Below are 14,108 nucleotides of genomic sequence, written 5' to 3'. Positions count from 1 at the left end.
CCAGGTTAATTCGTAGAGGATTCAAGATGGCTACTGGAAAAATTGTCCAGGTAATCGGCGCCGTGGTTGACGTCGAATTCCCTCAGGATGCCGTACCGCGCGTGTACGATGCTCTTGAGGTACAAAATGGTAACGAGAGTCTGGTGCTGGAAGTTCAGCAGCAGCTCGGCGGTGGTATCGTACGTGCTATCGCCATGGGTTCTTCCGACGGTCTGCGTCGTGGTCTGGAAGTTAAAGACCTCGAGCACCCGATCGAAGTCCCGGTTGGTAAAGCAACGCTGGGTCGTATCATGAACGTGCTGGGTCAGCCGATCGATATGAAAGGCGACATCGGTGAAGAAGACCGTTGGGCTATCCACCGCGCGGCACCTTCCTACGAAGAGCTGTCAAGCTCTCAGGAACTGCTGGAAACCGGCATCAAAGTAATCGACCTGATGTGTCCGTTCGCTAAGGGCGGTAAAGTCGGTCTGTTCGGCGGTGCGGGCGTGGGTAAAACCGTAAACATGATGGAGCTGATCCGTAACATCGCGATCGAGCACTCCGGTTACTCCGTGTTTGCGGGCGTAGGTGAACGTACTCGTGAGGGTAACGACTTCTACCACGAGATGACTGACTCCAACGTTCTGGATAAAGTATCCCTGGTTTACGGCCAGATGAACGAGCCGCCGGGAAACCGTCTGCGCGTTGCGCTGACCGGTCTGACCATGGCTGAGAAATTCCGTGACGAAGGTCGTGACGTACTGCTGTTCGTCGATAACATCTATCGTTATACCCTGGCCGGTACGGAAGTATCCGCACTGCTGGGCCGTATGCCTTCAGCGGTAGGTTATCAGCCGACTCTGGCGGAAGAGATGGGCGTTCTGCAGGAACGTATCACCTCCACCAAAACCGGTTCTATCACTTCCGTGCAGGCGGTATACGTCCCTGCGGATGACTTGACTGACCCATCCCCAGCAACCACCTTTGCTCACTTAGATGCAACCGTGGTACTGAGCCGTCAGATCGCGTCTCTGGGTATCTACCCGGCCGTTGACCCGCTGGACTCCACCAGCCGTCAGCTGGATCCGCTGGTTGTTGGTCAGGAACACTACGACACCGCGCGTGGCGTACAGTCTCTGCTGCAACGTTATCAGGAACTGAAAGACATCATCGCCATCCTCGGTATGGATGAGCTGTCTGAAGAAGATAAACTGGTGGTAGCTCGCGCGCGTAAGATCCAGCGCTTCCTGTCCCAGCCGTTCTTCGTGGCAGAAGTATTTACCGGTTCACCGGGCAAATACGTCTCCCTGAAAGACACCATCCGTGGCTTTAAAGGCATCATGGAAGGCGAATACGATCACCTGCCGGAGCAGGCGTTCTACATGGTTGGTTCCATCGACGAAGCCGTGGAAAAAGCCAAAAAACTTTAACGCCTTAATCGGAGGGTGATATGGCAATGACTTACCACCTGGACGTCGTCAGCGCAGAGAAGCAAATGTTCTCTGGTCTGGTCGAGAAAATCCAGGTAACGGGTAGTGAAGGTGAGCTGGGTATTTTCCCGGGTCACGCCCCGCTGCTCACCGCCATTAAGCCTGGTATGATTCGCATCGTTAAACAGCACGGTCATGAAGAGTTTATCTATCTGTCCGGCGGCATTCTTGAAGTGCAGCCTGGCAGCGTGACCGTACTGGCTGATACGGCAATTCGTGGCCAGGATCTCGACGAAGCACGAGCCCTGGAATCGAAGCGTAAAGCGGAAGAGCACATTAACAGCTCTCACGGCGACGTAGATTACGCTCAGGCGTCTGCGGAACTGGCCAAAGCGATCGCCAAACTGCGCGTTATCGAATTGACCAAAAAAGCGATGTAACACCGGCTTGAAAGTTAAAAAGCCAGTCTGGTTTCCAGGCTGGCTTTTTTTATGGTTTCGTTTCAGTAATTTCAAAACTAAAAAGACATTTTAAAAATTTTGTGATGATGATCTCATTTTTGTTGATCGCTCAAAAAATGAGGCGTAGACTTCTTTTTGTGATGTACATCACAAAAAATAATTTATCAAAACGTCTCTCTATTCAGGAAGTCATCATGAAACTGCTCAATAAAATCATCGCCTTCTTCAGCACTATGAACGTGACCTTCGGTACCTTCAATAACTAAGAAGCCCGCTCTCCGGCCTGCATTTGCGCTGTACCGCTAACTAAAACGACAACACATGCGGTGTGAAGCAGGAAAGAAAGTAAAAGGTCGCCCGCGGGCGACCTTTGTATTTTAGGGCCAGTATCAGGAACGAGGCTGGCTACGGCTGAGGAAATCGCCGGTATTGAAACGGCCATCCGCATGGCGCAGCAGCGGGTCCGGCAGCGCCAGCGTTTGATAGTCGTCGCTCTTAATGCTCTTTCCCTGGGCGTTGATGCTCTTACCGTCGTGGATAAAATAGTTGCTGTCGTCGATATTGCCGACCACGGCATCATCATATTTTCCAGGCTGGCTGCGCAGGGAGATATTGTCGCTAAACGAGCCCTGAGTCTCGGGTTTACCGTACGGGCTGGCGCGGAAGATGTAGTTAAAGCGCTGATTATCCACCGCCACGTTGTTGACCACCACCAGCCTGCCGGGGTTGAAGTTATCCGTAAAACCGTCCAGATGATTGCCAATCGCAATGCTGTTGCGCACTTCATGCGCCACCGGCTGCCCTTCCCCACCCAGCTTAAAACCATTGCTGGTGTTATTACGGGCAATTGAATTCTCGATCACCACAACGCCGTTGGCGCCATCTTCAATCTTGTTGAACAGGTCAAATCCGTCGTCGATATTATCGTAGGAGTAGCACCCTTCGAGCCGGTTTCCCTCACCCACCCGCATTTTTACCGCAAAACCATCGGCGTTGATCTTGCCCGGATCTTCATTACTGAACGATTCGGAGTTGACCACCCGGTTGTAGCTGGCCCACAGCGGGCGCCCCACGTCCGGCGGAGAGGAAATTTGAATCCCGGTATCATCGTTGCGATAAGCGGTGACGTTCTCAATCAGATTATGACTGCCCTGCACGCGCAGGCTTTTATCGGTGACGGTAATTCCCTTGATATGCCAGTAGCTGGCGTCAAGCTGCAGGCCGTGGATAACCGCCTTTCCGTCGGCCCGCAGCGTCTTGGGTTGCCCTTTGAGCCCGCTGGCGCTGAGCGGGATCTGCGTTTGCGGATAGTCTCCGGCGGCTAAGATAAGCGTGCCGCCAGCCGGCAGTAGCTCCACGCCGCGGGAGAGAGTGAGCGGAGCGTCAGCCGTTCCGCTGGCGTTCGCCTGCCCTTGCGCAGAAACATAGAGGGTACGGCCTTCGACGCCGACGCTGCGTTCAACCGTCAGCGTTTGCGCCACCGGCTTGCCGCTGGTGGCCGGCGTAAACAGCACCTCGAAGGTGTTCCTGTCTTTGAGCGTGGCGGGTTGCGTAAACATCTCCCCGGCTTTGACGGCGATGTCCTTGCCGATGATGACTTCGTCCTGGCGGACGGTGAAGCGCCCGTCATAGTTAGCCCGCGCCTGCAGAATATACTCCGCGCTCTGGCTTTGGGCGCCAGAGGCAATCTGCATCACAACCGGCCAGGCTTTCGCAATATAGGGCGGAGAAGCCTGCGTCCTGGCTGCTGAAGTCGTCAGCGAGGCGTTGCTGATGGTGATTTTGGCATTACGCGAGGCGAAAAAGCCGACGTAGTAATGGTCTTTATCCTGCTGGGCAATCGTGTCGCTGCGGGGAACCTTCTTGCTTACCCATTCGCTGCTGCCCGTCGGCGCCCATGAGGTGATGAAACCGTCGTTAGTGCGTTCCAGCTTGAGCTGAAAGGCTGGGGTTTGCCGGAGATCGATATTCTCTTTGTAGCTCTGCCTGGTAATAGAAGAACCGGCATTGCCCCAGGGCTGGGAAATTCCTTCCCGGCCGATCGCCTGCAGTTTTATATGCGCATGATCTTTCTTATCCTGGGTCACGATCGCGTTCATGAGCATATTCGATGCTGCTGGAAACTCTTCATAGCCCACCTTTAAAGGCTGCTGGCGCGGCAGACCGATAACATCACGCACCAGCAGCCCGGCGCCTTCCTGCGCTGCTGGAAGGGCGCCGTTCTCCGGGCCGAACTGATCCACCGTGACCGCCGCCTGCAGGACAAAGTTTTGGCTAACCGGCAGCATGGTATAAAAGAAGGTCAGGCCATCATGCGAATTCGCGATCTTGCCTCCCCGACTCTCAATGGTGACGGGAGCGCTGAGATCGGCAGTATCCTGGGGCGTCAGCTTTTTACCTGCTATCGTAACGTCATTCACCCCGATTTTTTCCGGCAGGACGTTGGAGGAGAAATTAACGTCGGTTGATTGACCAAAAGCGATACCTCGCCAGACATGAGCCTCGCCAGCGTGCAGCGGCAATGCGATAATTGAGCTACAAAGGGCTAATGCCAAAGGGATTTTTTTATTCATTTTTTTTCTCCAGAGTAAATAATGAGCAGCATTATCATCGTAATGAAACGGTGTTTCTATTTACCGCGTCACAATAAATGAATAATAAAACCATGTTTTAATTTTGTGTTTTCGCTTTATTCAGGCGTCGAAAAAACAGAAAAAGCAGAGGGATAGCAAATATTCATCTCTCTTATCGGGTTTTTTCGGAGATAAACTGATTTGCAGTGACTAAAAATAGCGCCATAAAATGGTGTATAGCGTTGAGCCTGAGCGTTTTATCCTCGTCTCGTTTCATGATGAAAAATATGTAGTAATTTCAACGTGAAAGGCTTTTACTTTTCGTTCTAACAGCTGTCAGGATGCGTATGTCAAACAGTGCGATGAGCGTGGTTGTCCTTGCCGCAGGCAAAGGGACCCGCATGTATTCCGATCTTCCCAAGGTGCTGCACGCTCTGGCTGGGAAGCCAATGGTTCAGCATGTCATTGATGCTACTAAAGATTTAGGCGCCTCTTCCGTACACCTTGTGTATGGCCACGGCGGCGATCTGCTGCGTCAAACGCTGCATGAAGACAACCTTAACTGGGTTCTGCAGGCGGAACAGCTGGGAACCGGCCATGCGATGCAGCAGGCGGCACCTTTCTTTGCCGATGATGAAGACATCATGATGCTGTACGGCGACGTCCCGCTGATCTCCGTCGATACCCTGCAGCGCCTGCGCGCCGCCAAACCGCAGGGCGGGATTGGTCTGCTGACGGTGAAGCTGGACGATCCGAGCGGCTATGGACGCATCACCCGTGAAAACGGCCGGGTAAGCGGCATCGTTGAGCATAAAGATGCCAGCGAAGCGCAGCGTCAAATTCAGGAAATTAACACCGGGATCCTCATCGCCGGCGGCGCGGATTTAAAACGCTGGCTGGCGAAGCTGACGAATAACAACGTCCAGGGCGAATACTACATTACCGATATCATCGCCATGGCGTATCAGGAAGGCCGGGAAATCGTTGCCGTCCACCCGCAGCGTTTAAGCGAAGTTGAAGGCGTCAACAACCGCCTGCAGCTCTCCCGCCTCGAGCGCGTCTATCAGTCTGAACAGGCGGAAAAACTGCTGCTGGCGGGCGTGATGCTGCGCGATCCGGCTCGTTTTGATCTCCGCGGCACCCTGACGCACGGGCGCGACGTTGAGATTGATACTAACGTTATCCTTGAGGGCAACGTGGTGCTGGGCGAACGGGTGAAAATTGGTACCGGCTGCGTGATTAAAAACAGCACCATCGGCGATGACTGCGAAATCAGCCCGTACTCGGTGGTGGAAGATGCCCACCTGCAGGCTGCCTGCACTATCGGACCTTTTGCTCGTCTGCGTCCGGGGGCGGAGCTGCTGGAAGGCGCCCACGTCGGCAACTTTGTTGAAATGAAGAAAGCGCGGCTGGGTAAAGGCTCGAAGGCGGGGCACCTCTCCTACCTTGGCGATGCGGAAATCGGCGATAACGTCAATATCGGTGCAGGTACCATCACCTGTAACTATGACGGTGCCAATAAATTTAAAACCATTATCGGCAACGACGTGTTTGTCGGCTCGGACAGCCAGCTGGTGGCGCCCGTCACCGTAGGCAACGGCGTGACGATTGCCGCCGGTACGACGGTAACCCGCGATATCGCTGATAATGAATTGGTATTAAGCCGCGTGCCGCAGGTCCATAAGCAGGGCTGGCAGCGTCCGGTGAAGAAAAAGTAGGTCATTTATCCCTCGTCCTTTTGGGATGAGGGCCGGGGTGAGAGGATAAAATAATCCTCCCCCCACGGCAGTAACCATAAAAATAGCCCCACTCTCTACAAGGCTCGGGGCGCCCGAAAAGGGCATTACCCAACGGCAAATGCGTTGGGTAAAACACAGGTCAGCGACAACGCATGGCATAACGCCATTATCAGGAAATTTAACTATGTGTGGAATTGTTGGCGCAGTCGCGCAGCGTGATATTGCTGAAATCCTTATCGAAGGTTTACGTCGTCTGGAATACCGTGGCTATGACTCTGCCGGTCTGGCAGTGGTTGATAACGAAGGACATATGTCCCGCGTTCGTCGGCTCGGTAAGGTACAGATGCTGGCTCAGGCGGTAGAAGAGCAGCCGTTGCACGGCGGTACGGGGATTGCCCATACCCGCTGGGCGACCCACGGCGAGCCGTCCGAGAGCAATGCGCATCCGCATGTTTCTGAACATATTGTGGTGGTCCACAACGGAATCATCGAAAACCATGAACCGCTGCGCGAGCTGCTGCAGTCGCGCGGCTATATTTTCGTATCAGAGACTGATACGGAAGTGATTGCTCACCTGGTACACTGGGAGCTGGAGCAAGGCGGCACTCTGCGGGAAGCCGTTCTGCGCACTATCCCACAGCTGCGCGGCGCTTACGGTACCGTGATCGTGGATACCCGCGATCCGGGCACCCTGCTGGCCGCTCGCTCAGGCAGCCCGCTGGTTATCGGTCTGGGCATGGGGGAGAACTTCATCGCCTCCGATCAGCTGGCGCTGCTGCCGGTGACCCGCCGCTTTATCTTCCTCGAAGAGGGCGATATCGCGGAAGTTTCCCGCCGCTCGGTGGTGGTGTTTGATAAGTCAGGCGCGGAGGTTAAACGCCCGGATATCGAATCCAACCTGCAGTACGACGCGGGCGATAAGGGCATCTACCGCCACTACATGCAAAAAGAGATCTACGAACAGCCGAACGCAATCAAGAACACCCTCTCCGGGCGCATTAGCCACGGAGAAGTCGATCTGAGCGAGCTGGGCGTTAACGCCAACGAGATGCTGTCTCAGGTTGAGCATATCCAGATTGTCGCCTGCGGCACTTCGTATAACTCCGGGATGGTTTCTCGCTACTGGTTTGAAGCGCTGGCCGGCGTGCCGTGCGATGTCGAAATTGCCTCTGAATTCCGCTATCGCAAATCGGCTGTACGCCGCAACAGCCTGATGATCACGCTCTCCCAGTCCGGCGAGACGGCGGATACTCTGGCCGCTCTGCGCCTGTCGAAAGAGCTGGGATATCTTGGCTCTCTGGCTATTTGCAACGTCCCTGGCTCGTCGCTGGTTCGCGAGTCCGATCTGTCGCTGATGACCAAAGCGGGCACCGAAATCGGCGTGGCTTCCACCAAAGCCTTCACCACTCAGCTGACCGTGCTGCTGATGCTGGTGGCGAAGCTGGCGCGTCTGAAGGGCCAGGATGCGGCGATTGAGCACGATATCGTGCACGGTCTGCAGGCGTTACCGAGCCGAATCGAACAGATGCTGTCGCAGGACAAGCGTATTGAAGCGCTGGCGGAAAGCTTCTCTGATAAGCACCACGCGCTGTTTCTCGGCCGTGGCGATCAGTACCCTATTGCCCTTGAAGGGGCGCTGAAGTTGAAAGAGATCTCGTATATCCACGCGGAAGCCTACGCTGCCGGCGAGCTGAAGCACGGTCCTCTGGCCCTGATTGACGCCGAGATGCCGGTTATTGTGGTCGCACCGAACAACGAACTGCTGGAGAAGCTCAAATCCAACATTGAAGAAGTTCGCGCCCGCGGCGGCCAGCTGTACGTCTTTGCCGACGGTGATGCTGGCTTTAGCAGCAGCGACAATATGCACATCATCCAGATGCCGCATGTTGAAGAGGCGATCGCGCCAATCTTCTACACCGTGCCGCTGCAGCTGCTGGCCTATCACGTGGCGCTGATTAAAGGCACCGACGTTGACCAGCCGCGTAACCTGGCCAAATCGGTAACCGTAGAATAGAGTACAGCTCACCTTACAAGGGCTGCCATTCGGTGGCCCTTTTTGTTACCCGCCGATCGTTTTTTATCGCAGCGTAAAAAATTTGGCGACGCTGGTTTATGACAAACTGTCATCTTTGACGACGATTTTGGCTGTCAAAAAAATAAAATATTCCCGCAAAATTCCCGTCGCTTAAATAATTAACATCATGATTTATAGTGTTTTTATTTTATTCTGTTTCGCACCTTTTTGCCTGTCATAAAACTGTAATAATTAGTACATTTTACTGTCACCTCTTTGTCCTATTTTGCTCACCATAGCCTCGAAACAACGATTTACGAATCCAGCAGGAGACATTATGAACGTTATGCGTACCACCGTCGCAACAGTTGTCGCCGCGACCTTATCTATGAGCGCTTTTTCTGCATTTGCAGCAGCAAGTCTGACGGGCGCAGGCGCAACTTTCCCTGCGCCGGTGTATGCCAAATGGGCTGATACCTATCAGAAAGAAACCGGCAATAAGGTGAACTACCAGGGCATCGGCTCTTCCGGTGGTGTAAAACAGATTATTGCCAACACCGTTGATTTCGGTGCTTCTGATGCTCCTCTGGCTGACGACAAGCTGGCTCAGGAAGGTTTGTTCCAGTTCCCAACCGTTATCGGCGGCGTGGTGCTGGCCGTTAACCTGCCAGGCGTGAAGTCCGGTGAGCTGGTGCTGGACGGTAAAACGCTGGGCGACATCTACCTGGGCAAAATTAAGAAGTGGGATGACGAAGCGATTGCCAAACTCAACCCAGGCAAGAAGCTGCCGGCACAGAATATTGCCGTGGTTCGTCGTGCTGATGGCTCCGGTACCTCCTTCGTCTTCACCAGCTACCTGGCGAAAGTGAACGAAGAGTGGAAATCCAAAATCGGCGCAGGTTCTACCGTTAACTGGCCGACCGGTCTGGGCGGTAAAGGTAACGACGGTATCGCCGCTTTCGTTCAGCGTCTGCCGGGTTCCATTGGCTACGTTGAGTACGCCTATGCGAAACAAAACAACCTCGCCTACACCAAGCTGCTGTCTGCTGACGGCAAGCCGGTTAGCCCAACCGAAGATAACTTCGCGAACGCCGCGAAAGGTATCGACTGGAGCAAGTCCTTTGCTCAGGACCTGACTAACCAGAAAGGTGAAAATGCATGGCCGATCACCTCAACCACCTTTATCCTGGTGCACAAGGCTTCCAGCAAGCCTGAGCAGACGGCTGAAGTGCTGAAGTTCTTCGACTGGGCGTATAAAAACGGCGGTAAAGAAGCTAACGCGCTGGATTACGCAACGCTGCCGGAAAGCGTGGTTGAGCAGGTTCGCGCTGCATGGAAAACCAACGTGAAAGACAGCAGCGGTAAAGCGCTGTACTAATACTCGCTATACTTCGCGCTGCAGGCCAGGTTGCTGCGGCGCGAATTATTTTGGGTATAGCATTACCTTTGTCTAACAGGTCAGTAATATAGCGGCCTTTCGGACCCGAACTTAAAGAGTAACCTATGGCTGCAACCAAGCCGGCATTCAACCCTCCGGGGAAAAAGGGTGACATAATTTTCGGCGTGCTGGTCAAACTGGCGGCGCTGATTGTGCTATTGATGCTGGGCGGCATCATCGTTTCCCTGATTATCTCTTCGTGGCCAAGCATTCAAAAGTTTGGTTTTTCCTTTTTGTGGACTAAAGAGTGGGATGCGCCGAACGAAGTCTTCGGGGCGCTGGTTCCGATCTACGGTACGCTGGTTACCTCATTTATCGCGCTGCTGATTGCCGTTCCGGTGAGCTTCGGCATTGCGCTGTTCCTGACCGAACTCTCTCCCGCCTGGCTTAAGCGCCCTCTCGGTATTGCGATCGAACTGCTGGCGGCTATTCCGAGTATCGTGTACGGCATGTGGGGCCTGTTTATCTTTGCGCCGCTGTTCGCCACCTACTTCCAGGAGCCGGTTGGCAACATCATGTCGACTATTCCTTTCGTCGGCGCCCTGTTTGCGGGACCGGCGTTTGGTATCGGTATTCTGGCGGCCGGCGTCATTCTGGCCATCATGATCATCCCTTACATCGCCGCGGTTATGCGCGATGTGTTCGAGCAGACGCCGGTGATGATGAAAGAGTCGGCCTACGGCATCGGCTGCACTACCTGGGAGGTTATCTGGCGCATTGTGCTGCCCTTTACCCGCAACGGGGTGATAGGCGGGGTGATGCTCGGTCTGGGGCGCGCGCTGGGGGAAACTATGGCGGTGACCTTTATTATCGGTAACACCTACCAGCTGGATAGCGCTTCGCTGTATATGCCGGGCAACAGTATCACCTCCGCGCTGGCGAACGAGTTTGCCGAAGCCGAGTCCGGCCTGCACGTTGCCGCGCTGATGGAGCTGGGTCTGATTCTGTTCGTTATTACCTTTATTGTTCTGGCCGCATCTAAGTTCATGGTGATGCGTCTGGCGAAGAATGAGGGAGCGCGCTAATGGCGACGATTGAGCTACAAACCACCGCCGAGCTGGCGGAGTCCCGCCGTAAAATGCAGGCTAAGCGGCGCCTGAAAAACCGGATCGCGCTGGGTCTCTCAATGGGGACGATGGTATTTGGTCTGTTCTGGCTTATCTGGATCCTGATGGCCACGGTGACCCGCGGCATTGACGGCATGAGCCTGGCGCTGTTCACCGAAATGACTCCGCCGCCGAACACCGCTGGCGGCGGCCTGGCTAACGCCCTCGCGGGCAGCGGCCTGCTGATCCTGTGGTCAACGATCTTCGGCACGCCGCTGGGCATCATGGCGGGGATTTATCTGGCGGAATATGGCCGTAAATCCGCGCTGGCGGAAGTGATTCGTTTTATTAACGATATCCTGCTCTCCGCCCCGTCTATCGTGGTGGGCCTGTTCGTTTACACCATCGTGGTCGCACAGATGCAGCACTTCTCCGGCTGGGCGGGCGTTATTGCGCTGGCGCTGCTGCAGGTGCCTATCGTGATTCGTACCACCGAGAATATGCTGAAGCTGGTGCCGGACAGCCTGCGTGAAGCGGCCTACGCCCTGGGGACGCCGAAATGGCGCATGATTTCCGCGATCACCCTGAAAGCCTCGGTTTCCGGCATCATGACGGGCATCCTGCTGGCTATCGCGCGTATCGCCGGGGAAACGGCGCCGCTGCTGTTTACCGCGCTCTCCAACCAGTTCTGGAGTACCGACATGATGCAGCCGATCGCCAACCTGCCGGTAACGATTTTCAAATTTGCCATGAGTCCGTTTGCGGAGTGGCAGCAACTGGCATGGGCCGGGGTATTGATTATCACCCTGTGCGTACTGCTGCTGAACGTTCTGGCGCGCGTGGTTTTCGCGAAGAATAAACACGGTTAATTTTTTGCAGCGCGGCGAAACGCGGCGCTGAATGAGGAAGAGATTGATGAGTATGGTGAATACTATCCCGGGTAAGCTTTCAGTTCGTAACCTGAACTTCTACTACGGAAAATTCCATGCCCTGAAAAACATCAACCTGGATATTTCCAAAAACCAGGTTACGGCGTTTATCGGCCCGTCAGGCTGCGGTAAGTCGACCCTGCTGCGGACGTTCAACAAAATGTTTGAGCTGTATCCGGAGCAGCGCGCGGAAGGCGAAATTTTGCTGGATGGCGATAATATTCTGACCAACACTCAGGACATCGCCCTGCTGCGCGCCAAGGTCGGGATGGTCTTCCAGAAGCCGACGCCGTTCCCGATGTCGATTTATGACAATATCGCCTTTGGCGTTCGCCTGTTTGAAAAGCTGTCGCGCACCGATATGGACGAGCGCGTGCAGTGGGCGCTGACCAAGGCCGCATTGTGGAACGAAACCAAAGATAAGCTCCATCAGAGCGGCTACTCTCTCTCCGGCGGCCAGCAGCAGCGTTTGTGCATTGCGCGCGGTATCGCGATTCGCCCGGAAGTGCTGTTGCTCGATGAACCGTGCTCCGCGCTGGATCCGATTTCCACCGGGCGCATTGAAGAGCTGATCACCGAGCTGAAGCAGGATTACACCGTCGTTATCGTTACTCACAACATGCAGCAGGCTGCGCGTTGTTCTGACCATACGGCATTTATGTATCTTGGCGAGCTGATTGAATTCAGCAACACGGACGATCTGTTTACGAAGCCCGCTAAGAAGCAAACTGAAGATTACATTACCGGCCGCTACGGTTGATATGCTCCTCAGCTTTCAGGCTGTACCCGCGCTGGCTGCCTTTGCTCACCCCGGTTACGTAGCGCTCTACGCGACCGGGGATTTGCGCTCTTGCCGCCTCGCTATGGCCAGAAATCTTTTGGGCATCTGGAGGAACGATGGATAACCTAAATCTCAATAAACATATTTCCGGCCAGTTCAACGCTGAACTGGAGTATATCCGCACCCAGGTGATGACGATGGGTGGGCTGGTGGAGCAGCAGCTTTCTGATGCGATCACCGCGATGCACAACCAGGACAGCGAGCTGGCAAAGCGCGTTATCGATGGTGATAAGCAGGTCAATATGATGGAAGTGGCCATCGATGAAGCCTGCGTGCGCATCATTGCCAAACGTCAGCCGACCGCCAGCGACCTGCGCTTAGTGATGGCGATTATCAAAACCATCGCCGAGCTGGAACGTATCGGTGACGTGGCGGATAAAATTTGCCGCACGGCGCTGGAGAAGTTCTCCCAGCAGCATCAGCCGCTGCTGGTGAGCCTGGAGTCGCTCGGCCGCCACACCGTGCAGATGCTGCACGATGTGCTCGACGCCTTTGCGCGAATGGATCTGGACGAAGCCGTGCGTATCTATCGTGAAGATAAGAAAGTGGATCAGGAGTATGAGGGCATCGTGCGTCAGCTGATGACCTATATGATGGAAGATTCACGTACGATTCCGAGCGTGCTGACCGCCCTGTTCTGCGCCCGCTCGATTGAGCGCATCGGCGACCGCTGCCAGAACATCTGCGAATATATCTTCTACTTCGTCAAAGGCCAGGACTTCCGCCACGTTGGCGGCGACGAGCTGGATAAGCTGCTGGCGGGTAAAGATCCGAAAGAGTAACCACCGCTCCCCGGCCGCGCAACGCTGGCCGGGGCAACGGGATCTCGCGAAACCCTGGCCCGGCCGAGCGCAGCGACGCCGGGAGCTTAACGGGTCACTTCCCAGCCCCGCGCTTTCCACAGCGCCGGAAGCTGCGCTAAATCGGTAAACATCGTCACTTTCGGATGCACGATCGGCGGGTTATGCGGATCGGCGCAGAAGTAGAACACCTCCATTCCGGCATCAATTCCCGACCGGGCACCGGCGCTGGAGTCATCCACCAGAATGCAGTTTTCGACGTTAACGTTCATCGCCTTCGCCGCGTGGAACATCAGCGCCGGATCGGGCTTCCAGCGCTGAATATCGTAGCCGCTGTACAGCCTGTCGGGGAAATGGTGCAGCATGCCGGTTCTGCCGAGCGAGTGCTGCATTTTGCTGACCGGGCCGTTCGAGACCACGCACTGGGGAACGGTCACCGCGTCCAGCAGCGCTTGCGCGCCGGCGATAGCCTCCAGCTCTGAATCAAACAGGCGCGCCACCTCGTCACGATAGACCGGCTCAAGCGTCGCCTTTTGCAGGCTAACGCCGTACTCCTCGTTTATGGTATCGATGATTTCGTAGAGCTTTACGCCTTTGAAGCGCTTAAAGATCTCTTCTAAATCCAGCGTAATGCCGAACTCTTTGAACATGTGAACATAGGCGCGGGAACAGATTACTTCGCTGTCGACCAGCGTGCCGTCACAGTCGAAAAACAGGGCTTCTATTGGGGACATGCTGTTTCCATTTTAACAAGTTTAACGTTTTCGTAATGCTGATTTGCGGGACGCAATCGTTGCCGTATAAGCAAAAGCAATGAAAAAAAATTAACACACAACTGCACCAGGTGTCGCATTTTGG

At 54.8% G+C, this 14,108-nt stretch carries 12 protein-coding genes; 10 read left to right on the top strand and 2 right to left on the bottom strand.

All coding sequences use genetic code 11. From position 1 onward, the window contains the following. Positions 1 to 26: 26 nt before the first annotated feature. From atpD to EDF75_RS27475, 3 genes are all read left to right on the top strand, one after another. A complete protein-coding gene (atpD, locus tag EDF75_RS17165) occupies positions 27 to 1,409 on the top strand; it encodes a F0F1 ATP synthase subunit beta (protein ID WP_041143354.1) in 1,383 nt (460 codons plus the stop codon). A gap of 20 nt (positions 1,410 to 1,429) precedes the next feature. After that, entirely contained in the window at positions 1,430 to 1,849 is a 420-nt protein-coding gene (locus EDF75_RS17160) for a F0F1 ATP synthase subunit epsilon (protein ID WP_041143353.1), read from the top strand. A 158-nt stretch (positions 1,850 to 2,007) separates the two neighbouring features. Next, on the top strand, positions 2,008 to 2,136 hold the full coding sequence (locus EDF75_RS27475; RefSeq protein WP_256464594.1) for a hypothetical protein: 129 nt from the start codon (positions 2,008 to 2,010) through the stop codon (positions 2,134 to 2,136). A gap of 123 nt (positions 2,137 to 2,259) precedes the next feature. On the opposite strand, the gene EDF75_RS17155 is transcribed toward EDF75_RS27475, so the two are convergent. After that, a complete protein-coding gene (locus EDF75_RS17155) occupies positions 2,260 to 4,443 on the bottom strand; it encodes a right-handed parallel beta-helix repeat-containing protein (protein ID WP_133600268.1) in 2,184 nt (727 codons plus the stop codon). Positions 4,444 to 4,790: 347 nt separating this feature from the next. Here EDF75_RS17155 and glmU point away from each other — a divergent pair, with 347 nt between their 5' ends. The 7 genes from glmU to phoU all read left to right on the top strand — a co-directional run bounded on the left by glmU (position 4,791) and on the right by phoU (position 13,232). Beyond that, positions 4,791 to 6,161, top strand: coding sequence for a bifunctional UDP-N-acetylglucosamine diphosphorylase/glucosamine-1-phosphate N-acetyltransferase GlmU (gene glmU, locus EDF75_RS17150; protein ID WP_133600267.1), 1,371 nt, complete (start codon positions 4,791 to 4,793; stop codon positions 6,159 to 6,161). A gap of 205 nt (positions 6,162 to 6,366) precedes the next feature. Further along, a complete protein-coding gene (glmS, locus tag EDF75_RS17145) occupies positions 6,367 to 8,196 on the top strand; it encodes a glutamine--fructose-6-phosphate transaminase (isomerizing) (RefSeq protein ID WP_123709469.1) in 1,830 nt (609 codons plus the stop codon). Between the two features lie 337 nt (positions 8,197 to 8,533). Further along, positions 8,534 to 9,574 carry a phosphate ABC transporter substrate-binding protein PstS gene (gene pstS, locus EDF75_RS17140; protein ID WP_123709472.1) on the top strand — a complete coding sequence of 347 codons (1,041 nt, stop codon included), beginning with the start codon at positions 8,534 to 8,536 and terminating at the stop codon, positions 9,572 to 9,574. 125 nt (positions 9,575 to 9,699) lie between these two features. Continuing rightward, entirely contained in the window at positions 9,700 to 10,659 is a 960-nt protein-coding gene (gene pstC / locus EDF75_RS17135) for a phosphate ABC transporter permease PstC (protein ID WP_132512443.1), read from the top strand. After that, a complete protein-coding gene (pstA, locus tag EDF75_RS17130) occupies positions 10,659 to 11,549 on the top strand; it encodes a phosphate ABC transporter permease PstA (protein WP_045853737.1) in 891 nt (296 codons plus the stop codon). The genes pstC and pstA overlap by 1 nt, the downstream gene beginning before the upstream one ends. 46 nt (positions 11,550 to 11,595) lie before the next feature. After that, the gene (pstB, locus tag EDF75_RS17125) at positions 11,596 to 12,369 is read left to right on the top strand and encodes a phosphate ABC transporter ATP-binding protein PstB (RefSeq protein WP_041143344.1); all 774 of its coding nucleotides are present in this window, start codon (positions 11,596 to 11,598) and stop codon (positions 12,367 to 12,369) included. A gap of 137 nt (positions 12,370 to 12,506) precedes the next feature. Next, positions 12,507 to 13,232: a phosphate signaling complex protein PhoU gene (gene phoU, locus EDF75_RS17120; RefSeq protein WP_004107251.1), complete on the top strand. Its 726-nt coding sequence runs from the start codon at positions 12,507 to 12,509 to the stop codon at positions 13,230 to 13,232. Between the two features lie 86 nt (positions 13,233 to 13,318). Here phoU and yieH read toward each other — a convergent pair whose 3' ends face one another. Beyond that, entirely contained in the window at positions 13,319 to 13,984 is a 666-nt protein-coding gene (yieH, locus tag EDF75_RS17115; RefSeq protein WP_133600266.1) for a 6-phosphogluconate phosphatase, read from the bottom strand. Positions 13,985 to 14,108 lie beyond the last annotated feature (124 nt).

This window comes from Klebsiella sp. BIGb0149 (assembly GCF_004362605.1).
GTDB classification, from domain to species: Bacteria; Pseudomonadota; Gammaproteobacteria; order Enterobacterales; family Enterobacteriaceae; genus Klebsiella; species Klebsiella terrigena.
The sequence above is the reverse complement of the archived record's forward strand: the minus strand, read 5'-3'. Positions and strand labels throughout refer to the sequence as shown.

Excerpts from the sequence above, each read along its gene's own strand:
- atpD (WP_041143354.1), top strand. The coding sequence starts at position 27 with ATGGCTACTGGAAAAATTGTCCAGGTAATCGGCGCCGTGGTTGACGTC.
- EDF75_RS17160 (WP_041143353.1), top strand. The coding sequence starts at position 1,430 with ATGGCAATGACTTACCACCTGGACGTCGTCAGCGCAGAGAAGCAAATG.
- EDF75_RS17155 (WP_133600268.1), bottom strand. The coding sequence starts at position 4,443 with ATGAATAAAAAAATCCCTTTGGCATTAGCCCTTTGTAGCTCAATTATC.
- glmU (WP_133600267.1), top strand. The coding sequence starts at position 4,791 with ATGTCAAACAGTGCGATGAGCGTGGTTGTCCTTGCCGCAGGCAAAGGG.
- glmS (WP_123709469.1), top strand. The coding sequence starts at position 6,367 with ATGTGTGGAATTGTTGGCGCAGTCGCGCAGCGTGATATTGCTGAAATC.
- pstS (WP_123709472.1), top strand. The coding sequence starts at position 8,534 with ATGAACGTTATGCGTACCACCGTCGCAACAGTTGTCGCCGCGACCTTA.
- pstC (WP_132512443.1), top strand. The coding sequence starts at position 9,700 with ATGGCTGCAACCAAGCCGGCATTCAACCCTCCGGGGAAAAAGGGTGAC.
- pstA (WP_045853737.1), top strand. The coding sequence starts at position 10,659 with ATGGCGACGATTGAGCTACAAACCACCGCCGAGCTGGCGGAGTCCCGC.
- pstB (WP_041143344.1), top strand. The coding sequence starts at position 11,596 with ATGAGTATGGTGAATACTATCCCGGGTAAGCTTTCAGTTCGTAACCTG.
- phoU (WP_004107251.1), top strand. The coding sequence starts at position 12,507 with ATGGATAACCTAAATCTCAATAAACATATTTCCGGCCAGTTCAACGCT.
- yieH (WP_133600266.1), bottom strand. The coding sequence starts at position 13,984 with ATGTCCCCAATAGAAGCCCTGTTTTTCGACTGTGACGGCACGCTGGTC.